This window comes from Haloglycomyces albus DSM 45210 (assembly GCF_000527155.1).
Classification (GTDB): Bacteria; Actinomycetota; Actinomycetes; order Mycobacteriales; family Micromonosporaceae; genus Haloglycomyces; species Haloglycomyces albus.
On the sequence record NZ_AZUQ01000001.1, the window covers coordinates 3,413,539 to 3,436,425 of the forward strand.

Consider the following 22,887-nt stretch of genomic DNA (forward strand, 5'->3'; position numbering starts at 1 on the left):
CACCCCGTGTCATAACCGTTGGATCGACGTCGTCGCCGTCGTCCTAGCCGCGCGTCAGCTTGCGGTGCGTGACGCGGTGCGGCTTGGCCGCATCGGGGCCGAGACGTTCGATCTTGTTCTGCTCGTAGGATTCAAAGTTCCCTTCGAACCAGAACCACTTCGGATTGCCGTTCTCGTCCTCGCCTTCCCAGGCCAAGATGTGTGTGGCAACGTGGTCGAGGAACGCGCGGTCGTGGCTGACGACCACCGCACACCCCGGGAAGTCGAGCAGAGCGTTCTCCAGGCTCCCCAAGGTTTCGACGTCCAAGTCGTTCGTCGGCTCGTCAAGGAGAAGCACATTGCCGCCCTGCTTGAGAGTCAGCGCCAGATTGAGACGGTTGCGTTCCCCACCGGACAGGACCTTGGTGGGCTTCTGCTGATCGGGTCCCTTGAATCCGAATGCCGCCAAATAGGCACGGGACGGCATTTCGACCTTGCCGACCATGATGTAGTCGAGTCCGTCGGACACGACCTCCCAGACGGTCTTGTCGCCGTTGAGCCCCTCACGATTCTGGTCTACATACGACAGTTGAACGGTCCCACCGACTTTGACGGAACCGTCATCCGGTTCCTCCATCCCGACGATGGTTTTGAACAGGGTCGTCTTTCCCACACCGTTCGGCCCGATGACACCAACGATACCGTTACGAGGCAGGGTGAAGCTCAGTCCGTCAATGAGTAGCTGGTCGTCAAAGCCCTTCTTGAGGTCGGATACCTCAATAACGCTCGAACCCAGGCGTGGTCCAGGCGGGATCTGAATTTCTTCAAAGTCCAACTTCCGGGTCTTGTCCGCCTCGGCCGCCATCTCTTCATAGCGCCCCAAACGGGCCTTGGACTTGCTCTGCCGGGCCTTCGCATTGGAGCGAACCCACTCCAGCTCGTCCTTCAGACGCTTGCGCAGTTTCGCGTCGCGCCGCCCCTCAACCGCCATACGTTCGGCCTTCTTCTCCAGGTACGTGGAGTAATTGCCTTCGTAAGGATACGTACGTCCCCGGTCGAGCTCCAAGATCCAATTGGCCACGTGGTCGAGAAAGTAACGGTCGTGAGTAATGGCGATGACGGTGCCCGCGTAATCGGCCAGGTGGCGCTCCAACCACAACACCGACTCGGCGTCGAGGTGGTTGGTGGGCTCGTCCAGCAGCAGGAGGTCGGGGGCTTCCAGCAGGAGCTTGCACAACGCCACACGACGCCGCTCACCTCCGGACAGGTGGCCGACTCCTTCGTCCCCGGGAGGGCAGCGGAGGGCGTCCATAGCCTGCTCCAGTTTCGAATCCAGTTCCCACGCCTCCGACGCGTCAAGTTCCTCTTGGAGGCGCCCCATCTCCTCCATCAGGTCATCACTGTAATCGGTCGCCATCTTCATGGCCACTTCGTTGTAGCGATCAAGTTTGGCCTGAATAGGGGCGACGGCCTCCTGGATGTTCTCCAGGACCGTTTTTTCTTCATTGAGCGGCGGCTCCTGGGCGAGCAGCCCCACGGTGGCACCGTCGGCCAGTCGAGCCTCGCCGTTCGATACCTCGTCGATACCGGCCATGACCTTCAGCAGACTCGATTTACCGGCACCGTTGGGTCCTACGACACCGATTTTCGCACCAGGCAGAAAGTGCAAAGTCACGTCATCGAGCACGACTTTGTCGCCGTGCGCTTTACGCGCCTTCTCCATTGAATAAATGAACTGCGCCACAATAATCCTTCGTCTCGCTTTGCTCTGATAACTGCCCATGGCCATCGACGTCGCCCCGGAAGGCGGGAACGTTGACCGTTACTCCGCCGTATTTTCCTGATTTCGACCGTGGAGGAAACAAGGATGGCCTCTACCAATGATGCCAAGTCATCCAACCTTGACTCAGGCGGGGCAGGTGTCTCATCCCACCACAACAAGCACTGAGATACCTACATTCGACGGTTCGTTCGCCGTTGTTGTCAGACACTGTACATCCAACTGTTTCATACTGGATTTCTACAGGTGGTACGACGAGGGCCATGCTGATAAGGAGTAAATCGCCGGATATTGACTAAAAGCTACATTTCAGTCACACGGTTTATTTCCGTCTCGCGACACGATATCGTGTCCCCAAAGAAGGGAATCCTCATGCAAAACAATGCTGCCTTTATTGTCGTGGCAAATCGCCTTCCCATCGACGCCTCGATAGACGAAGAAAGCGGCGAAGTGCGCTGGGAACGCTCGCCAGGTGGATTGGTCACCGCCCTCGAACCGGTCCTGCGGGAACATAACGGAACCTGGATCGGCTGGGCCGGCGGAAAGGGCCCGACGCCCAGTCCTTTCGAGTCCGACGGCGTGCGACTACTACCCGTGGAGCTGTCGGGTGAGGAAATCAAATCCTATTACGAAGGATACTCCAACGCCTCTTTGTGGCCTCTTTATCACGATGCCGTCGAACCGAGTGTTTTCCGCCGTTCTTGGTGGAAAACGTATTGCGAAGTAAATGAACGTTTCGCCGAAGTATGCGCCAATGAGGCCGCCGAAGGTGCCACCGTCTGGGTCCAGGACTACCAACTTCAGCTGGTACCCGCACTGCTGCGGAAACGCCGCCCCGACCTGCGTATCGGCTTCTTCCTCCACATCCCCTTTCCACCAGTGGAACTGTTCATGCAACTCCCACAACGCCAAGAGATCCTCGACGGCCTGCTGGGTTCCGATCTCATCGGTTTTCAGCGCCCACTGGCGGCCAGAAACTTCCTAGACGCCATCGACATGCTGACCGATCTTCACCCCAAGGGCCACCTCATCAACGTCGATGGGCGGCACGTCAATGCCGACGCCTTCCCCATTTCCATCGACAGTGACCGCAATGAGGACATCGCCTCCTCCGCCAAGGTCTGGCATCGCGCCAAGGAAATACGCACCGAACTGGGAGACCCCAAGACCCTGATTCTCGGGGTGGACCGCCTGGACTACACCAAGGGAATCGAACAGCGCCTCAAGGCCTATCGTGAACTGCTGGAAGACGGCTCACTGCAAGTCCCCGACACCGTTATGGTGCAAGTGGCCACCCCCAGCCGGGAGCGCGTTGAGCAGTACCGGGTACTACGCCACCGCGTGGAACGTGAAGTCGGTCGTATCAACGGGGATTTCGGGCGAGTGGGTTTGCCGGCGATTCACTATCTCCATCAGTCCTACGACCGTCTGGAGTTGGCCGCCTTGTATCGGGCCGCCGACGTCATGACGGTGACACCCTTGCGAGACGGAATGAATTTGGTGGCCAAGGAGTATTGTGCGGCGCGGGTCGACGACACCGGTGCCCTGCTGCTGAGCGAGTTCGCCGGGGCCGCCGGCGAACTTACGGAGGCGTTCTTGGTCAATCCCTACGACATCACTCAACTCAAGCGTCAACTGATGGCGGCGGTGGAAGTACCTGTGGGAGAACAGCAGGACCGCATGAGTCGAATGCGGAGGTTCCTGAAGGACCACACCGTCGATCGTTGGGCGCGCAGTTTCCTTACGGCGCTCGGCGTCCCAGATTCTGCGACGACCTACAATCCGGGTAACACCTTTAACGAGGGTGAAGTTACAAATCAGTTACACAATCGCAAGACTTGGTGTTGGAGATATGTATGTCCGAATCGCAGCAGTCGGCTTCGACGGCTCCTGACTCGCTTCAGGATGCACTTAAACACATCGGGCGGGTTCCCACCCTGCTTATCGCCTGTGATTACGATGGGACACTCGCGCCCATCGTCACGGACCCGAGCAAGGCCAAACCCGTCTTGGAATCGGTGACTGCTCTGCGGACACTGGCAACACTGCCTAACACTCAGGTGGCGGTGATATCCGGTCGAGCGCTTCGGGATTTGGCGGCGTTGTCGCGTCTGCCGTCCGAGGTCCATTTGATCGGTTCACACGGCTCTGAGTTTGATGTGGACTTTCCGAAACAACTCAGCGACGACGACCAACGACGCCGGGAAAAACTGCTTGGAGAACTGCAGTCGGTCGCCGCTCGGTTCGACGGGGTGAGCCTTGAGGCGAAACCGGCGGGGGCGGCTCTGCACACGCGCGAGGCGAACGACTCCGACGCCGAGGATGCCACGTCAGCGGTACTTGAGGGACCCGCGTCCTGGCCGGGAGTCCAGACGACGACGGGAAAAGCAGTGGTTGACCTGTCGGTGGTGGCCACCCATAAAGGTGACGCGTTGGAACAGTTGCGCCACCAGTTCGGTGCTTCCGCGGTACTGTACATCGGCGATGACGTTACCGACGAGAACGCCTTCGGTGCCCTTCACGGTCCGGACGTCGGCGTCAAGGTCGGTGAGGGCGATACCAAGGCGAGCTGGCGGGTGTCCGACCCTACTGCGGTCTCGGAGCTGCTGGCGGAAATGACCGACGTGCGGGCCCGCTGGCTCCGTGGAGAATCGTCTACTCAGATCGAGCGCCATTCCATGCTGGCGGACGGTGCCAATCACGCGCTGGTCACCCCGGACGCTCGCATCACGTGGCTGTGCCACCCACGTCCGGATTCGGGTGCATTGTTCGCGTACCTCTTGGGAGGTGAGCCCGCCGGTCACTTTACTGTGCAACCGGTGGAAAAGGGTCTGCCTCTGGGACAGCGTTATCGGGCCGGAACCATGAGCGTGGAAACCCGATGGCCTGGGGTGACGGTCACCGATTGGATGGATTCCACCCCACGGCGGCGGGGTGATTTCAACGCCACCGTTCTCATCCGTGAAGTCACCGGTTCGGCTCCGGTGGAACTGGTTTTTTCTCCGCGTCCGGAGTTCGGGCAAATCGCCGTGCAGCTGCAGCCGGTCGGTGACGGGCTCATGGTTTTGGGCGGTAATGAACCTCTGGTCTTGCGTTCCCCCGATGTGGACTGGACGATCGAGCGGGACGGCGCACACTGTGTGGCCACCGCGGAGGTGGACCTCTCCCGGATCAACGGCCCCTTGGTTCTCGAATTGCGCTGCGGGGTCGACGACCTCACCGAGTGGCCGACTCCGGTGAAGGTACGACGGCGTACTACCGAGGCGGCGTGGCGCAATTGGTCGGATTCGCTCAAGCTGGGCCACGTGGAGACCGACATGGTACGCCGTTCGGCACTGACTCTCCGGGCACTGTGCCACCAACCGACCGGCGCGATCTTGGCGGCGGCGACGACGTCGTTGCCCGAAGATCTGGGTGGAGTTCGCAATTGGGATTATCGCTTCTGTTGGATTCGCGATGCGGCCCTGTCGGCACAGGCCTTGGTCGATTTGGGCAGTCTGCAGGAGGCTGAACAGTTTTTTGACTGGATAGCCGGGGTGCTGGATCGAACCGACGGAAAGCCGGAACGGCTTGCGCCGCTGTACGATGTGGAGGGAATCGCTCCGGGGCCCGAGGCGGTCATTCCCACGTTGCCCGGTTACGCGGGTTCCCGACCGGTGCGGGTTTCCAACGCTGCCAACCGGCAGGTCCAGTTGGACGTGTTCGGTCCGGTCGCCGCACTCATCGAGTCCGTCGCGCATCGTCGCGGCCACCTGTCGGAGTTCGAACAGAAGATCATTTGGCAGATGGTCGGAGCGGTTGAAAAACGCTGGCACGAACCCGACCACGGGATTTGGGAGGAGCGGCAGGCTCCCCGTCATCACGTCTACTCCAAGGTGATGTGTTGGCAGACCATCGATCGGGCGATCAAGCTCTCCGAACAGTTCGGCATGGAGGCCGGTGACGATTGGCGTGAACTCCGCAAGACCATCGCCGACAACGTTCTTGATCTCGGCTGGAACGATCGCATCGGTGCCTATACGGCGGCGTACGGTTCCGACGACCTGGACGCCGCTTCGCTGTGGATCGGCCTGTCGGGTCTCCTTCCGGCAGATGATGAGCGCTATTTGAAAACGGTGCTCGCCATTGAAGCGGCATTGCGGCAGGGACCGACGGTATATCGCTATGTCAAGGACGACGGCCTTCCCGGTGAGGAGGGGGGTTTCACCCTGTGCGCGTCGTGGCTGGCGGAGGCGTTCGTACAGCTGGGTCGTCGGGTCGACGCTGAAGAGCTCTTCGATCAGATCATCGCTTCGGCGGGGCCGACCGGTCTGTTGTCGGAGGAGTGGGATCCCATTGCCGAACACGGCTTGGGTAACCACCCTCAAGCGTATTCACATCTTGGCCTGATTCGCGTCGCACAATTGTTGGAAAAATGAATTAACCGTCCGCATGAGACACAGCACAGGGGTGTTCGTACAATTGTACGAACACCCCTGTGCTGAAGCGAGGCTTCGCCGCCTCGCACGGCTCACCGTCGGGAGGTGAGACGAAGTCTTATGTCACTCCGGTCTGAGGAACGTGGCTATGCGCGTTCGACGCCCGCCTCAACCGTGTTACGCGGCAGCGGCCTCCTCGGCCTCACCGAATACGCCGGCCTCTTCCAAACCCTTGAGCGCGCCGTCCCAGTCGTGATCCGGGAATTCGGCGGAAAACGCCTTCAGCTCGGCTTTGATCTTGTCACCGTGCCCGGCCTCGACCTGGGTCTTAACGGCTTCATGGAAAGCGTCGCTGCCGACTTCCAGGTGCAAGGTCTGTCCGTCGGTCATCTTACGGAGGTAGACGTGCTTACCCTGGTTCAATGGGATGAGGTACTTAAATTCACCAAGTACGCTCAGTCCACCACCTTTTGCTTGACCCGCCTTAACAGATGCACGCGCAGTCTTGGACGTGTTTGCGGCCACGTCTGTCACCCCAATCAAAAAATCAGTGAATCAATGTATCGCCGGAAGATTGTTTGAACTCTTCACACACGGAAGCATATTGTGGCAAGCTACCTGCCAACCATCACCCACTCACGAGGAGCCGGCGCTCAGCAATTGTATCTCAAGCCCACATCACACAACGAGAGAGCCTTTCCGGAATATTCCCATCGCCACCAGCACATGAGGTCAATGCCACCCTGAAATACACATCTTGATGTCAATCAATGAAAAAAATCGGACTTTAAAGCAGTTTTGCTCTGGCGCTGCCGACGATAAACTGTCAAGATGTAGTGGGATGGATTATCAACCCATGTTCCGTACTCCCCGGAAAATGCTCACGAGTTCCGGCCGGCGCCAATTAATGACGCAAACCGGCGCGCCACAACAGGCACGGTTATCGGGTACGCTCGCGTTGATGCCAACCACGACCCTACCTATAGTGATAATGAGAGCTTTAACACTCTACGGGCAGTCCTGAGGAGGTGCGTCATGTCAACTCGCGGAGTCATCTACATTCACTCCAGCCCAGCAGCCGTGTGTCCACACGTCGAGTGGGCGATCGGACGTGTCCTCGGAGTGTCCAGCGTCAAGCTGGGTTGGAGTCGCCAGCCCGTCGATCCCGATACCATGCGTGCCGAAAGGTCCTGGATGGCCGCGCCCGGCGTCGGAGTGGAGTTGGCCTCCGCCCTGGCACAATGGCCCATGCTGCGATTCGAAATCACCGAACAGCCCAGCACCGGACGCGACGGCGAGCGCATCATGCACCTCCCCGACCGAGGAATCTACCGTGCGGCCATGAGTGCCGACGGATCGATCATGATCGCCGAGGATCGCATTCGTGCCCTCATGGCTACGACGACGAATGGGGAGTCCTTGCGCAGCGGATTGGACCAGCTCCTCGGCATGGAATGGGAGCAGGAACTCGCGCCCTACCGCAATTCCGGTCGCTCCCAAGAGCAGTCGTGGCTCGCTCAGGTGAGCTGAACCGACACGCCTCCAGTAGCTTTCAACGTTTTGGGACGCCCGTAGAAGGACGTCCCAAAACCGCGTCTATCGGCTCGGTGTGTTTTCTTCGCTTTCCTCGTCCATCCGATGTGGGGTGGCGCGGTGGCGCATGACCATACCCATGACGACCCCGAACAGGATGCTGCAGCCGCCGATCACCCAGGTAACCACAACCTGGGTGGGACTCAGGTTAGCGTCTTCGGCTACGCCGCGGAACGTGTCCACCTGCTGCGGGATGTGTTGGAACAGCAGGATGTAGCTGAGAAGCACCGCGGTCAATCCCAAACAGGCGTACCAGAACCATCCGATGCGGAAAACCGAGGTGCGGTTGGCGTTGTCGGCCAAGGCCTTGATCTTGCCGCTAACAAACGCGGTAATGATCGTGGCCAGCCCGGCGGCCGTGAGCCCGTAGGTGGTGACCGCTCCATCGACCGCGTCCAAAATGATGGGCCCGTTGGAGGTGGGGTAGATGGCGATCGAAACCAGTGCCATCGGGATACCAATGAACAGTACCGATTTGCTCCGACTCCAGTTGAAGCGGTCCTGGAAGGCCGCCAGGGGCACGATGAGCATGGAGATCAGCGAGGATATTCCCGCGACGACCAGGGACCCGAAGAACAGCAGCCCCATGACCTCGGTGGCCGGCATTTCGTTCAGGATGGCGGGGAAGGTCACGAAGGCTAGTGCCCCACCGTCGATGGGTGCTTCGTCGCTGATGACGTTGCCACCGGACTCGGCGGCCATGAATCCCAGTACCGAAAACACCCCGATACCGGCGAGCAGTTCGAAGGAAGCGTTGGCGAACCCGGCGGTGACGGCGGTGGTGGTGATTTCGGCGTTCCGACGGAGGTAGGAGGCATAGGCGATCATGGTGCCCATACCGATGGACAGAGAGAAGAAGACTTGTCCGTATGCGGATACCCAGATGCTCGCGTCGGTGAGCTTGTCCCACTGCGGAGTGAAAAACGTGGCCAATCCGTCGGTCGCTCCGTCGAGGGTAACGGACCGAACAACCAGAGCGCCGAACAGCAACAAAAGAATCGGGATACAGATTCTGTTGGCCAGTTCGACGCCTTTGCGAATTCCGCGCCACATAATAAACAATGCGACGGCCCATACGCCGATCAACGCAACCAGAATTGTTCCGTTGTATTGTCCGAATTGGGCGATATCATCTCCTGCTTGGAGAAATTCCTCCCCAAAGAAAACACCGGGTTCGTCCGCCCATTGGCTAGTGGTGGAAAATCCGACATAACTCACTGCCCAGGACAAAATCAATGCATAGAAAGTGGCCAGAAGAATCGCCACGGCCACCTGCCACCATGCGATCCCTTCGGCTTTGGGGTTCAGCGCGCGAAAGGCAACCGGGCCGGCCCCCTGGGCTCGCCGCCCGATGGTGTATTCCAAAATCAGCAGCGGAATACCCGCTGTCAAGAGGGCTATCAGCCACGGCAAGAGGAAGGCGCCACCTCCGCCTTCATAGGCCTCCCCGGGGAAACGCCAGATGTTCCCCAGCCCGATGGCAGACCCGACGGCGGCCAAGAGGAACCCCATTCGGGTTCCCCAGTTTTCGCGTGAGGTTTCGGTCATGTTGTCGTCTCCGTTTCGGGGAAGCATGGTCGGTTCGGGTCGAACGGTTCTTCGTACGCCCACCTGTATCGACTAGCGATCCTATGTCCGTCGTCGTTTGGGGACGCCAAACGACGTACTTCGGCCGATAGGGTTTCATACGACCGACGGTGATAGTTCATATTGAATTACTCCAGTCACGTACTGTGAGGGCACTCACAATTATTTTTACGGTACTGGAGCCTCATCGCACCGCACAAGTAGTTGTTATCGATGCGTTATCGATGATCGATAATACGAGATTCAACACGCCACGAGTCGTCCTTGACCCGGGAGCGCAGCGAACAGGAAGCGTCGACCCCTCAGGATAACCGCCGACATGGTGCATATCCGCTGTGCTTGCCCGTATTTCCCAGTAGTTGAGACAGATGTCGACGCTACATAACGTCCAGACGCGTTGTGGGGCGAGGCGCCCCTCCGGCAACCTCGCCCCACAACGCTGAAAGCAGGAGTTATAGATTCCCCTGAGTATCTACGAATCGGCTACGTTCGGGGGCACGTCCCGAGTCCGCTTCAATTCGAAGAACTCCGGCATCGTTCCGGCCACACTGACCCCGTCCCAGAGCTCACCGGCACGCTCACCTCGTACGACCTCGGAAAGGACCGGCCCGAAGAAACCGCGCTCCACTCCGTCGGTGTTGACCATGGCGATGACCGGCGTTCCTACGTCGTTCCCGACCAGACGCATCGCACCGTCATGCGACTCCTGCAATCGCTCGTCATGATCCTCGACGTAGGCCTCCTGCGCCAGATCTGCGGGAAGCTCCGCGTCGCGCAGGGCAGCCGGAATATACGTCTCCGCATCCTTCTCACCTTGACGATGAATGTATTCGCCCATCGCCCCGTACAGACGCCCCACGGCGGCATTGTCGTATTTCTGTGCCACGGCGGTAGCGAGCCGAACGCCGGGGCGCGTCTTCGGCAGCATGTCCCGATATTCCTCGGGCAGTTCGTCCAGCCGGTCCTTGTTCAACAGGTACAGGCTCATGACGCGCCATTCGATGTCGATGTCGCGGACGGCGGCGGCCTCCAACAGCCAACGTGAAGTGATCCAGGCGAACGGGCAGGCGGGATCAAAGTAGAAACGTACTTTTTGTGTCATGATCCGAGATTAGGCTACTCGTCGGACATTGCCCACTGCGCGCTCGGTAACCAGATACTCCACGATGCCTGCAGCTAAGCGGTCACTGCGGGACGACGAAGTCCGTCTTAAGGCGATTCCCCTGATCACGACCCACCGCTAGCAGAGCCTTATGTGAATCGAGTACCGCATACGGCCCCGCCACCCCTCGCGGGGCGACGGCCTGGCCGTATCCGATTTTGCGGCGCTCGGCATCGTCGACCGTCACCGTCGGCAGTAGCTCCGCCGCACTGTCGGACATCGACAGCACGGGCAGGGAGTCGAATTCCTTCAATTCCTCCAAGGTATGCGCGTCGCCCAGTTCGAACGGGCCTATCGACCGGCGACGTAGCGCGGTGAGATGCCCGCCGACGCCCAACTCCTCCCCCACGTCACGGGCGATCGCCCGAACGTAGGTTCCCGAGGAACAGGTGACGGTAAGGTCCGCCTCGAGAAACTCGCCGCGACGAATACGATGCACTTCCAGGGAGTGGATCGTGACGCGGCGCGATTTCAACCGCACCTCTTCGCCGTCTCTCACCCTCTGATAAGCACGTTTACCGTCGACCTTCACGGCACTCACGGCTGAGGGAACCTGGTCGACCTCACCCACCAAACGTTCCAGTGCAGACCGGAGTCGAGTTTCAGTGACGTCGGAGACCGGCGCGGTCGAAACGACGTCTCCCTCCGCGTCGTCGGTGGTGGTCGCCTGTCCGAGCCGGACGGTTGCCACATAGGTCTTCGACGAACCCGACACATAGGTCAGCAACTTGGTGGCCTTACCTATGGCGATGACCAACAATCCTGTCGCCATGGGGTCGAGGGTGCCGCCATGTCCCACCTTCTTGGTGCCCGCGATGCGTCTCATGGCGGCCACCACTCCGTGCGAGGTCGTGCCCTGAGGTTTGTCAATTAGTACGAAACCGGCTTGATCTGTCACGGACACCAAGCTTACAGGTGCCGTGACAGAGCCTTATACCACTATTGATGCCGTTCCAGTGACTCTTGCAGCGCTCGCCGCAACTCGTCGGCGGAATCGCCGCGCGAGTCGGTCGTCGTGCTGTGTGAACGAGATTTCTGGGACGTGTCTTCGTAACGCATTTCGGTTCCTTCGATCGGTTCGATCGCTGCTCATGCCGAAAAACAGGGCAGGCAGCGCAGATGTGCACAATGAAATAGAATTCCCAAAACGGACTCGGAAGACGATCGTCTTCTGATATTGAGCTGAATGAGGTGGGAAGCCGCGTCGTCCATGTATACGACCGACAACGGCGGGCCTGGTTATGGCCTAAATACCTCAGCGCACGCGAACTGATCGAAGTCACGCACGTCGCAAAGCCAATTGGGATCAACCGGCCAATCGGTGATTACTCCGCGACGAGGTGCCGGTAGGGTGGAAACCCGTCGCGGCAAGCAAGAATTTTGTCGTTCCGCATGGCTCAAATCCTAACGGTCGTTAAGCCACTCTGAGACAAGTTTCCCGAAAAGTGAGAAGAAAAAGTTGAACGAACGTTAAGCCGGTTCTCTCTCAATCCCTACGACGCTCCAAGTTCCCTGGTACATGCGCCATAGGATGAACACCAGACGCACGCACATGAAGCAACTGAGGCCTGCCCATATTCCGGACAGCCCCCATCCGAACGTCAAAGTCAGCCAGGTGAACGGAAGCCACGACACCGCAGCCGTGACATTCATATTCCGCATGAACCGCAGATCACCGGCCCCGATCAACACGCCGTCCAAGGCATAGACCACCCCGGCGACCGGCATGAGGAGAACCATCCACCACCAGACGTGGTTCAACTGCTCACGTACCTGCTCATCGGAGGTGAACACCGAACCGAGGAACGATACCGCCACCAGCAGAGCGAACAGGAAAACAACGCCGTACCCCAACCCCATCCAGGTCAGCCGACGCGCGGTGGCCTTGGCTCGATCAACCAGTCCGGCCCCGAGGTCCGCTCCGATCAATGCCTGCGCGGCGATGGCGACCGCGTCCAAGGCCAAGGCGATCGCAAACCAGAGCTGGATACCGATCTGATGCGCCGCCAGCGCGGTGGCTCCTATCCGGGCGGCCACCGCCGCCGCGGATATAAAGCAGGCCTGCATGGCGGCTCCGCGCACCAGCAGGTCCCGATTGGCCGTCAACTGTTTGCGTATTAGCGTGACGTGTGGGCGCAGGGAAACACCTTCGCGCGTGATCGCACGCAGGAACAGGCATCCGGCGATGATTTGAGCGACCACATTGGCCACCGCCGACCCCAGCAGCCCCATTCCCACCGGATACACCAATGTGGGGGTCAGGATTGCGGCTATGACAAACCCCAGACACACAAAGTACATGGGTCGCCGCGTGTCCTGGAGCGCTCGCATCCATCCTTGGCCGGCAGCGGTCACCAAGAGAAAAGGGGCTCCGAAGACAGCGGTGCGCAGCCACAGCTCCGCCTCCGCCGCTACTTGGGGGTCGTCGCCCAATGTCTGCGCCAAGGGCCCGGCGAACAGTTGAGTCGCCACGATCAATGCGCTTCCGGCCGCTAGCGCCAACCAGGTTCCCTGTACGCCTTCACCGACCGCTCCCTCGCGATCTCCGGCCCCGAACCGACGGGCCGCTCGAGAGGTCGTTCCGTACGCGAGAATGGTGCCGATCCAGGCGGCCAGACCCATGACGGTCGTTCCCAACGCCAGCGCGGCCAGCGGGACGGCACCCAGATGGCCCACCACCGCGGTGTCGATCAACATATAGATCGGCTCGGCGGCCAGAACCACCAAGGCAGGGGCCGAAAGGGAAATGATGCGCCGCACCGAGACGGCGGAGGTGGATTCGTCGGGGTGGTCACAGCGGGAGCCGTCTCCCGTGGCGGATCGTTCGTCCATGGAAAGTGTGTTCCTACTGAAAACATGCCCTGCCGAAGCAGGGCAAGGGTCACTGAGGAAGTTCAGATGTCATCGCCGGCTTCGCACCGTCGCCTTGCGGCGACGGTCGCCGGGCCTAACGGATACGCTTCGGTTTACTTGGCGTCGTCACCGGCGTCGTCGCGGTAAGGATCCGAATCTCCGGCGAACTGAGCACCGTCGCGTTCCTGCTGTACCGAGGCGTCCCGCTCGGCCGCCTCCGCGATGAGGCTCTCGATTCGATCGGCGTGTTCGGGGACCGTATCGGCCACGAAGGTCAAGCTGGGACTGTTGCGCATGCCCAGAGCCTTACCGACGACGCTGCGCAAATGCCCGGTGGCACTCTGCAGCGCGGCCGCCGTGTCCTGAACTTCCTGTTCTGTACCCAGTACCGTGTAAAACAGGGTGGCATCCCGCAAATCGGAGGTAATCCGGCTGTCGGTGATGGTCACCATGCCCATACGCGGATCTTTCAATCCACGCACGGCCGTCGCGACGAGGGTACGAATCCGTTCCGCCACCTGGGCTTGTTTCGCTGGGTCTGCCATTGTTCTGTCGGCTCCTTTTAATTCACTCATACCACGGCTCGGTCGGACGGATGCGACATCCTAATCCTCCGGACCGTACACACGCCTACGCGTGCTCAACAACTGTACTTCTACTCGGTCGGCTATCGCCCGCTCGCAGCGGTCGAGAACCTCGGAAAGGTGGCCATGATCCGGAGCCACGGCCGCCACTCCGAGACGAGCCCGACCGTACAACTCTTGGTCGGCCACCTCGGCAACCGACACTTCGAACTTTCGCAGCGCCGCGACGAGTGGACGGACGTAACCGCGCTTGTCTTTCAGGGAGTGTGACTCCGGGGGAAGCAGGATGTCGAATTCAATGGATCCACAAAACACCCTCAGAGAATACGTCAGGAGTTCCCCGCCGGCAACGACATTCCCGGTTCCCCGTTCCTCGTACGCCGTCTCTGTTCGCCACAAGGCATCGCCTCATGTCGACGTGGTGGTCACGATTCGGACGCGACGGTGAGATAACCGGATTCGAGGAAATGTTTGATCACGGGAAAGAGACCCGCGTACAGGGCACCGGTGTCGCTTCCGTAAGCGTCGGCGAACACCGACACGAGAGCGCCGACCGGTACGGATCCATCACAATTTCCCAGGAACTCCACAATGAGAGGATCGATTTCCTCCGCCACGCCGAGATCCCCGTGTGATTCGATCCATTGCCGTTCCACCTCCCAACCGTCGGTACCGATGGTGGCGAATTGCCCCAGCCTGACGTTCGGGCATAGGACAAGGGCGGCGTTCCACAGTCGGTCGGGTTCCCATGAAACCAGACGGTGGAACAACATCCGTTCCACCAAATCCGACCACGGTTCCGCAACGGCGTGGCGCAGATCGTCACAGCGAACTCGAGAAAAGCCCGGGGTTCGCCGCAGGTTGACGAAACCGAAGCCGATTCCCTCTACCTCTCGTTCGTCGAACCAGTTCAACCATTCGGCGGCCTGCTCCGCATCATGCTGCTGGCCCGCATCGGCCTGCCAGGTACGCACGTAATCGAGCGGGTCTACGACCTCCCGTTGCACCACCCATGCGGTGACATCGTCTTCGGGAATCCAGGAACCGACCCGCTCAGTCCACGGTTCACCCTTCCGGTGCAACCAATTGGCGAGAAACTGCATGGTCCCGCCCGGGTTGAGCACAGTCGGGGCGGACGCGGCCAATTCCGCACCGATCGCGTCGGCCGCACGTCCACCGTCACGGTGGGTCCACCCCTCGCCGGGGGTACCGACCACGAAGGGCGGGTTCGCAATGACCTGATCGAAAGTACGGCCCGCCACGGGTTCGATCAGGTCCCCCTGTCTCCAATCGACCTCCAGGTCGTTCACACCGGCGTTGAGAAGTGCGAAGGCCAAGGCTCGTTCGGAAAGATCGGTGGCGGTGACGTGTGAGGCGCGAGCGGTAGCGTGAAAAGCCTGAATTCCGGATCCGGTACCCACGTCAAGCACGCTGGCTACATCACGCCGCAAGGTCACGTCCCACAGCAGACGTGACGCCCCGCCGATACCCAATACATGGTCACGGGAACGTGCTCCGCGCATCCCCGCCAATTGGTCCGAAAAGATCGCGTGCCCGGCCGGGTCGAACTGCAGACCCCACCCGGACGTCAATTCCGCGGTCAGCAATCCGATCTCCCGAGCACCATCGACGGTCAACGGATCCAGGGCCGAACGCGCCTCCGACGGCGACACCGACATTCCCAGGGTGAACCACCGCACCCAGGTGTCCTGCACCCCGTCACCCAACTGCCGCATAACGGCCCGATAGTCGCCCCGATCGGCCTGACTCATCGCCGTCGCGCCGAAGCGATCCCGGAGTGCCTCAGGCCAATATCCCGACCTCAGCCACGCCGTACGCAAACGGCCGGACGTCTCGGCGTCGATTACCTTACCGGTCATCCCTCACTCTTTTCTGCCACCGACACAGGACGGCGGGCCAGGGACGATCTCCCTGGCCCGCCTGGAATACCGATCGAGGACTACTCGCGCGGCTTTTCCCGCATCTCGTAGGCTTCGATCAGGTCGCCCACTTCGATGTTGTTGTAGTTCTTCAAGGTAATACCGCATTCGAAGCCTTCACGCACTTCGTTCGCGTCATCCTTGAATCGACGCAACGAAGCGAGTTCCGTCTCCGTGACCGTCTTGCCGTCGCGTACCAAGCGTGCCTTCGCATTGCGCTTGACGACGCCCTTGGTGACCAAAGTACCGGCGATGTTGCCGAACTTCGACGAGCGGAACACTTCGCGGATCTCGGCGGTACCGATGTCCACTTCCTCGTACTCGGGCTTGAGCATCCCTTTGAGGGCCGCTTCGATCTCTTCGATCGCCCGGTAGATGACCGAGTAGTAACGGATGTCCACGCCTTCGCGATCGGCCATGTCCTTGACCTTGCCTTCAGCGCGAACGTTGAACGCCAGGATCGAGGCCGTCTCTTCGTCGCCCGCACTGGCGAGGTTGACATCGTTCTCGGTGACCGGACCGACGCCACGGTGAATGACGCGCAGCTGCACCTCGTCGGGAACTTCCAGCCCGATGAGAGCTTCCTCCAACGCTTCCACCGAACCGGCGCCGTCACCCTTGATGATGAGCGACAAGGTCGTGCGCTCGCCTTCGGCGATCTTGTCCATGAGGTTTTCCAAGGTGGCACGGCCGACACGCGAAGCCTGCTGTGCCGCACGACGTCGCGCCTGACGCTGTTCCGCGATTTGACGCACCGTACGGTCGTCGTCGGCGGCCAGGAAGACGTCTCCCGCCATCGGAACCGACGCCAAACCCTGCACCTGCACCGGGAACGACGGCTTGGCTTCCTTGACCCGTCGTCCCTGGTCGTCCAGCATGGCACGAACGCGACCGTAGGCGTCTCCCGCCACGATCGAGTCTCCGACGCGGAGCGTACCCTTCTTGACCAGGACCGAAGCGACGGGACCGCGTCCCTTGTCAAGATGCGCTTCGATCGCCACGCCCTGAGCGTTACCTTCCCGGGGAGCTTCCAGTTCGAGTGCCGCGTCGGCGGTCAACAGCACTGCCTCCAGCAGACTGTCCATACCGATGCGCGGTTTGGCGGCGACGTCGACGAACATCGTGTCACCACCGTATTCCTCTGCCACCAAACCGTATTCGGTGAGCTGCTGGCGCACCTTCTCCGGGTTGGCGTCCGGAAGGTCGGTCTTGTTCACCGCAACCACGACAGGCGAACCGGAGGCCTTCGCGTGGTTCAGTGCCTCCACCGTCTGCGGCATGACGCCGTCGTCGGCGGCCACCACCAGAATGACGATGTCGGTCACATTCGCACCACGGGCACGCATGGCCGTAAACGCCTCGTGCCCCGGGGTGTCAATGAAGGTAATGGCCCGGTTTTCGTCCTCATGGTCCACACTGACCTGGTAAGCACCGATGTGCTGGGTAATCCCCCCGGCCTCACCGGCCACCACGTTGGATTGCCGCACGGCGTCCAACAATTTCGTCTTACCGTGGTCGACGTGACCCATGACCGTCACGACCGGCGGACGCGGCTTCAATTCGGACTTGTCCTCTTCGAGGTCGATACCGAACTGCGCCAACAGTTCCTTGTCCTCTTCCTCGGGAGAGACCACCTTGATATTGAACTCCAGGTGCTCACCGAGCAACTCCAGCAATTCGTCGGGAACCGACTGGGTCGCCGTCACCATCTCACCGAGGGAGAACATCTCCTGGACCAGGGTGCCCGGCTGAGTGTCGATCTTGTCGGCGAAGTCCGCCAAAGTCGCACCTCGCGGTAGGCGAACCTCACGGCCCTTACCGCGCGGAGCACCCGACTGCATCTTCGGTGCCGACAGATTGTCGAACTCCTGCCTCTTCTGACGCCTCGACTTACGGCTCTTTCCGCGCGGTCCGCCTTTACCGAAGGCACCTGCGGCACCGCCACCACGGGCTTTACCGCCACCACCGGCGCGGCCACCACCGCCACGATACGGTGCCGGCGCGCTCTGCGGACCGCCGCGCGGACCGCCGCCACCGTAGTTGCCACGGTAGTTGCTGGCTCCACCTTGTTGGCCGCCTCGGCCGCCACGACCACGGCCACCTCGACCGCGACCACCGCCGCCTTCACTACGACCACCGCCGCTGGGGCGCGAGGACATCATGTTCGGATTGGGACGGGCCGGCATCATGCGCGGCGACGGACGCGGACCACCGCTGCGTTCACCAGAGCCTTCTCCGCCCTTGGCCGGGCGAGGCTTACGCTCCGAGTCACCGGAAATGCCGAACGGATTGTTTCCACCCGGACGCGGTCCCGGCTTCGCACCGCCACGCGGCCCCGGTTTCGGACCGGGTTTGGGAGCGTTCGGACGAGGTCCGGGCTTAGGCGCCTTGAAGGGAGCCTCCGTAGCGCTCGAACCGCCCTCGCTGTCGCGCTTCTGCCGGTCGGCGGCCTTACGAGCCGCTTCTTCCTGCTCCTTCTTCAGCTTTTCCGCACGCGCCTGCTCCGCGGCCACCTCGATGTCGCGGGCGCTCGCCGGTTTCGCGGCGGCCGGCTCGCTCTTGCGCGGTCCAGGCTTCGGAACGGATTTACGCGGGGCCTTAGGTTTGGGGGCACTCTTCGCCGCCGCTTCAGTATCGGCGGTCGCCTTGGTGTTCGCGGTTTTTTTCTTGTCCGCTTCCTGGGCCTTGGTGGTTTTGGTTTTGGCGACCTTGGCCGGCGAGGGAGCGGCGGCACGAGGTTTGGCCGCCTTTTTGGCCGTATCGGTCTTGGATTCCTTCTTGGCCGCCGACTTGGCGGTCTTCTTAGCGCTCTCGGCGGGGGCCGACTTCGTTTCGACGGCCTCTCCACCGCCTTGGGCGGCAAGTTCTTGTCGCAGTCGTCGGGCCACCGGGGCCTCGACGGTGCTGGACGCGGTTTTAACGAACTCGCCCATGTCCTTGAGCTTGGCCAACGCCTCTTTGGACGTGATTCCCAGCTCCTTGGCCAGTTCATGTACGCGGGGCTTAGCTGCCACTGCACTCCTCACTTCGAGGTCGCACGGGCAGAGCCCGGCGACCCTATCGGTCCACTTGAAGCCTCATGATTAGTGGGCGTTCATTTGGTGGTCTGCATTTCTGTCTACCTACTTCGTGTACGGGAGCTTTCCTTGCGGTCACTCCGAGTCGAAGAACGTTCGTATTGCGCCGTCGTCGATGGGCCCGGAAAGACGTAGGGCCCGGCGAAAGGCATGCCGACGCAATGCCTGCTCAAAGCAGTGCACATTTCTGTGAACATGAGCTCCACGGCCATTGAGGCGACGCCGTGGATCAGGCAGAAGCCGTATGGGCACTTCACCTGGTCCGCCAATGCGGTCGGCGACAATACGCAACAACCGGTCAGCTGTTGCACGCTTCTTACAACCCACGCACGTGCGGGTTGGGTTGGCGTTACGAACCACTCCCCAGTCTACCCCCTCCATTTTAGCCCCGACACGGCTGGGGCGCTGCCGTCTTTCACGCCCCTTTCCCGCGCACGACTCGACACGGTAGAGAGAAAAATGGTGATATCGAGGACATTTGCGCAGCACAAGGGGTTATAAAGTTAATTCTTTCAATGACGAATCCGGACGGTCCCGCCCCTACTCCGGCGGGACCCGCCTACGTGTTTTTCGCTACATCGGATTCGGATTTGATGTCGATCCGCCAACCGGTGAGACGTACGGCCAGCCGAGCGTTCTGTCCTTCACGACCGATCGCCAAGGACAGCTGGTAATCGGGAACAACCACTGCCGTCGCTCGGTTCTCCTCATCGACGACCCGCACCGAACTGGTTTTTGCCGGTGACAAGGAGTTGGACACGAATACCGTGGGGTCTTCACTCCAGTCGACGATGTCGATCTTCTCACCGCCCAGCTCGTTCATCACGGCCCGAACCCGAGCCCCCATCGGACCGATACAGGCCCCTTTGGCGTTGAGGTCTTCGGTTGTGGCGTTAACGGCGATCTTGGTGCGGTAGCCGGCTTCGCGCGCGACCGCCTTCACCTCGACATCGCCTTCGTCTATCTCGGGAACTTCCAATTCGAACAGTTTGCGCACCAGAGCCGGGTGCGTCCGCGACACCGTCACCTGCGGTCCTTTCGCGGTCCGGTTGACTTGGGTCACCACCGCCCGAATACGCCGACCGTGTTCGTACTTTTCGCCCGGAACCTGTTCGTTTACCGGCAATTGAGCTTCGATTCGCCCTAGATTGACCATCACCATGCCACGCTGATTGCGTTTTCCATCGGCTTCGATGACACCGGTGACGATATCGCCTTCCTTGCCGGAGTACTCACCGAACGTCGCTTCGTCTCCAGCCTCGCGCAGACGCTGCAAGATGACCTGTCGGGCCGTTTGGGCGGCGATTCGCCCAAATCCCTCAGGGGTGTCGTCGCGCTCGGAAACAACCTCACCGTCATCGTTGAACACCGGTACCAGTACCGATGCGATGCCGTCCGTGCGGTCCACCTCCACACGAGCCTTGTCGTTTGCGCCGGGGGTGTGCTTATATGCGGTCAATAGGGCGGTTTCGATCGCACCAAGAATGGTCTCAAAAGGGATGTCGCGCTCACGCTCCATTGACCGTAGCGCCGCCAGGTCGATGTGCACCTGATCTCCTTAACGTTGTGTAGTTGTAATGGCCGGAAGAGGCGATCGTGGCCAAACGCGGACGACCGCGCTTATTTCAGTTCGATCTGAACCTTCCCCGGCCCGAGCTCACTGTATTCCAAGCGGCGGTTCGCACCCTTGGACTCCAGTTCAATCCCCCGCTCATCGGCAGCGGCGATGCGGCCGTTCAGCCGCTCCTCCCCCACAGACACCGCTACCAAACGCCCGATGTTCCGTTTCCAATGCCGGGGCAAGGTCAACGGACGGTCGATTCCAGGGGAAGACACTTCCAGAGTATAGGGGGCATCGGCAAACCATCCACCGGTTGTTTCCGCGCTCTCAAGTGCATTGTTGACTTCCTTGGAGATTTCGGCAACAGCATCGAGACTGACACCGTTGTCCCCGTCCGCCACCACCGTGACGACGACTCGTCGTCCTGCCTTTTTCGCCTTGAGATCATCCAAATCATAGCCGAGACGTTCCACTGCCGGGGCGATGATCTCCCGCAGCTGATCGATATTCACATCACTCATGCGCTCTCCTTTAAAATCGCGTCCATACCAAGCGGGCCGTGCACGCCTCTCCCCCGAGTCCATTATCCAGAACACCATTGCCCACACAGTGGCGGCCAACAGCCCATTCACACATCGGTAGCGGCACGAATACGGCCCAATCGTCGAGAGTAGCGGCCCGCCGCGAGCTGCGTTAGCGCACTTGCGAAAATAGTGTCGTGGCTACTAGACGAACCGTACTTTTCAGCGCCGCGGTCGTGGGGCTCGCGACCGGTTGCTCCAATTCGGAGTCTCCGCCCCCGAAACCCGACCCGGCTATGGAAGATATGCTTTCGGCATCTCTCGCCCTACGAGACATCGCCGACACCTTGGAAAGAGAAGATATCTCGGCAGACCACAGTGCCCACGCCGAAACGCTCCAGCGCCTTCTCGGCGATGTCGACGTAGAACCCCTCGAACTCGAGGTCACCGATATCGCGTCGCTGGCTACAACCGAATCCGAACACGCCGAAGCAGCCCAGGAGGCGGCCCTGACCGCCGATCGGGGGTACGCCGTCCTACTCGCCGAAATCGCCGCCTGCCGAAGTGCCCACGTAGAAACCTTGCAGAACCATGACTGATCACCACCACCTCGATCGCGGACTCCAAGCCGAGTACGCGGCGATATACGCTGCCGAAACCCTTTTGCCCGAGGTCAGCGGCGCGGAACGCTCCGCCGTCGAACAGACCCTGGCGGCTCACCGCGAGCTCCGCCTCGCTCTGTTCGATGTATACGACCAGGAAGACTGGTCGATACCGAAAGCCGAACCCGCCTATGAAATAGACGATTCAGAGGACACCACCACGATCCTGGTCGAAATAGAACAACGGGTCGCCACCACTTGGCGGGCCGGTTGCGCCTCAGGCAATGACACCGAAAGGAAACAGTGTGTAGCGGCGTTGGAAACCGCGGCGATCAATCTCGTCAGGTTGAAGGCGTCTCAAGGTTCTTCGATCATCAACCCCTGGCCCGGCCGTACGGACGGGTGACGTGGGTTAGCGCATTTACTCCATTCAATGAAATGCGTATTCTGAAGAGCACCACTACATCGGACCCATTACTGAGTATACAAAGCACCCGTGCCATACTACCTGTAACACTGTTTCGGAGGAACGTTCATGAGCATAAAATACTCGCTATTGGCGCTACTCAAGGCCAAACCCGCATACGGCTATGAGCTACGCGCCTCATTCGAATACACGACCGGCTCCACCTGGCCCCTCAACATCGGCCAGGTATATACGACACTTGCCCGGCTGGAACGTGATGGTTTGGTGAATTCCCTCCCCGAGAATGAAGCGGGGCAGCGTCTTTACGAAATCACCGAGGCCGGCCTGTCGTCCTTGGAAGCCTGGTTCACCGCACCGGTCAAATCAATCGACAATACGCGTGACGAACTCGCCATCAAAATCGCGCTTGCCGTAACGACCCCCGGTGTCGACACCACTGCCGTCCTGCAAAAACAACGCATGGCAACGCTGCGAACTCTGCAGGAATACACTCGGTTGAAAAATGCCACCCACAGTGACGATCTTGCCTGGATTCTGGTCTTGGAGTCGATGATCTACCGGGCCGAGGCCGAAATCCGTTGGATCGATCATACCGAGGCGGTCATCGAGCGCACGCCGCAGCACAGTCTGAGTCCGGTTGAACCGCGTGGATTGCCGTCCCAGCAAGCGGAGCGGAAGGCCGACAAGGCCCAATCCGGTTAACGGAAACTTGTTGGTACGGACCTGATACGGTCGATGTGCCGGAGCAATCGTGGGCCCCGACGGTCCCGCGGGCGCTGACTGCGGGATTTTGTTTGGGGCCT

General features: G+C 60.5%; 17 protein-coding genes and 2 pseudogenes. 6 read left to right on the plus strand and 13 right to left on the minus strand.

The window, feature by feature from the left end:
• Nucleotides 1-43: 43 nt before the first annotated feature.
• Nucleotides 44-1,723, minus strand: coding sequence for an energy-dependent translational throttle protein EttA (gene ettA, locus HALAL_RS0115740; protein WP_025274920.1), 1,680 nt, complete (start codon nucleotides 1,721-1,723; stop codon nucleotides 44-46).
• 408 nt (nucleotides 1,724-2,131) lie between these two features.
• On the opposite strand from ettA, the pseudogene HALAL_RS0115745 reads away from it, so the two are divergent.
• Together HALAL_RS0115745 and otsB are read left to right on the plus strand one after the other, a co-directional pair.
• Nucleotides 2,132-3,523 (plus strand): annotated as a pseudogene (locus HALAL_RS0115745) (alpha,alpha-trehalose-phosphate synthase (UDP-forming)); the annotation flags it as partial.
• 92 nt (nucleotides 3,524-3,615) lie between these two features.
• Entirely contained in the window at nucleotides 3,616-6,177 is a 2,562-nt protein-coding gene (gene otsB / locus HALAL_RS0115750; protein WP_025274921.1) for a trehalose-phosphatase, read from the plus strand.
• Between the two features lie 177 nt (nucleotides 6,178-6,354).
• Here otsB and HALAL_RS0115755 read toward each other — a convergent pair whose 3' ends face one another.
• Nucleotides 6,355-6,702, minus strand: coding sequence for a hypothetical protein (locus tag HALAL_RS0115755; RefSeq protein ID WP_025274922.1), 348 nt, complete (start codon nucleotides 6,700-6,702; stop codon nucleotides 6,355-6,357).
• A 510-nt stretch (nucleotides 6,703-7,212) separates the two neighbouring features.
• Here HALAL_RS0115755 and HALAL_RS0115760 point away from each other — a divergent pair.
• Nucleotides 7,213-7,707, plus strand: coding sequence for a DUF3145 domain-containing protein (locus HALAL_RS0115760; RefSeq protein WP_025274923.1), 495 nt, complete (start codon nucleotides 7,213-7,215; stop codon nucleotides 7,705-7,707).
• Nucleotides 7,708-7,773: 66 nt separating this feature from the next.
• Here HALAL_RS0115760 and HALAL_RS0115765 read toward each other — a convergent pair whose 3' ends face one another.
• The 11 genes and pseudogenes from HALAL_RS0115765 to rimP form a co-directional block, all read right to left on the minus strand.
• Complete coding sequence (locus HALAL_RS0115765; RefSeq protein WP_025274924.1) at nucleotides 7,774-9,318, minus strand: sodium-dependent transporter; 1,545 nt, start codon at nucleotides 9,316-9,318, stop codon at nucleotides 7,774-7,776.
• A 511-nt stretch (nucleotides 9,319-9,829) separates the two neighbouring features.
• On the minus strand, nucleotides 9,830-10,459 hold the full coding sequence (locus tag HALAL_RS0115770; RefSeq protein ID WP_025274925.1) for a mycothiol-dependent nitroreductase Rv2466c family protein: 630 nt from the start codon (nucleotides 10,457-10,459) through the stop codon (nucleotides 9,830-9,832).
• An 82-nt stretch (nucleotides 10,460-10,541) separates the two neighbouring features.
• Complete coding sequence (gene truB / locus HALAL_RS0115775) at nucleotides 10,542-11,423, minus strand: tRNA pseudouridine(55) synthase TruB (RefSeq protein ID WP_025274926.1); 882 nt, start codon at nucleotides 11,421-11,423, stop codon at nucleotides 10,542-10,544.
• 566 nt (nucleotides 11,424-11,989) lie between these two features.
• Nucleotides 11,990-13,351 (minus strand): MATE family efflux transporter, encoded by a 1,362-nt coding sequence (locus HALAL_RS0115785; RefSeq protein WP_025274927.1) that lies wholly within the window; start codon nucleotides 13,349-13,351, stop codon nucleotides 11,990-11,992.
• Between the two features lie 134 nt (nucleotides 13,352-13,485).
• Nucleotides 13,486-13,917 (minus strand): 30S ribosome-binding factor RbfA, encoded by a 432-nt coding sequence (rbfA, locus tag HALAL_RS0115790; protein ID WP_029768155.1) that lies wholly within the window; start codon nucleotides 13,915-13,917, stop codon nucleotides 13,486-13,488.
• Nucleotides 13,918-13,977: 60 nt separating this feature from the next.
• A complete protein-coding gene (locus HALAL_RS0115795; RefSeq protein WP_025274928.1) occupies nucleotides 13,978-14,277 on the minus strand; it encodes a DUF503 family protein in 300 nt (99 codons plus the stop codon).
• A 104-nt stretch (nucleotides 14,278-14,381) separates the two neighbouring features.
• Complete coding sequence (locus tag HALAL_RS0115800; protein ID WP_025274929.1) at nucleotides 14,382-15,836, minus strand: methyltransferase; 1,455 nt, start codon at nucleotides 15,834-15,836, stop codon at nucleotides 14,382-14,384.
• A gap of 80 nt (nucleotides 15,837-15,916) precedes the next feature.
• Nucleotides 15,917-18,910 (minus strand): annotated as a pseudogene (gene infB / locus HALAL_RS17110) (translation initiation factor IF-2).
• A 138-nt stretch (nucleotides 18,911-19,048) separates the two neighbouring features.
• Nucleotides 19,049-19,354 carry a YlxR family protein gene (locus HALAL_RS19385; protein ID WP_425402652.1) on the minus strand — a complete coding sequence of 102 codons (306 nt, stop codon included), beginning with the start codon at nucleotides 19,352-19,354 and terminating at the stop codon, nucleotides 19,049-19,051.
• 178 nt (nucleotides 19,355-19,532) lie between these two features.
• A complete protein-coding gene (nusA, locus tag HALAL_RS0115815; protein WP_029768157.1) occupies nucleotides 19,533-20,522 on the minus strand; it encodes a transcription termination factor NusA in 990 nt (329 codons plus the stop codon).
• A 71-nt stretch (nucleotides 20,523-20,593) separates the two neighbouring features.
• Nucleotides 20,594-21,055 (minus strand): ribosome maturation factor RimP, encoded by a 462-nt coding sequence (gene rimP, locus HALAL_RS0115820; protein ID WP_025274930.1) that lies wholly within the window; start codon nucleotides 21,053-21,055, stop codon nucleotides 20,594-20,596.
• Nucleotides 21,056-21,252: 197 nt separating this feature from the next.
• Here rimP and HALAL_RS0115825 point away from each other — a divergent pair, with 197 nt between their 5' ends.
• From HALAL_RS0115825 to HALAL_RS0115835, 3 genes are all read left to right on the plus strand, one after another.
• Nucleotides 21,253-21,654, plus strand: a complete 402-nt coding sequence (locus HALAL_RS0115825) for a hypothetical protein (protein WP_156937777.1) — start codon at nucleotides 21,253-21,255, stop codon at nucleotides 21,652-21,654.
• Entirely contained in the window at nucleotides 21,647-22,063 is a 417-nt protein-coding gene (locus HALAL_RS0115830; protein WP_025274932.1) for a DUF4439 domain-containing protein, read from the plus strand. The genes HALAL_RS0115825 and HALAL_RS0115830 overlap by 8 nt, the downstream gene beginning before the upstream one ends.
• A 129-nt stretch (nucleotides 22,064-22,192) precedes the next feature.
• Nucleotides 22,193-22,786, plus strand: a complete 594-nt coding sequence (locus tag HALAL_RS0115835; RefSeq protein ID WP_025274933.1) for a PadR family transcriptional regulator — start codon at nucleotides 22,193-22,195, stop codon at nucleotides 22,784-22,786.
• The last annotated feature ends 101 nt before the right edge of the window (nucleotides 22,787-22,887 follow it).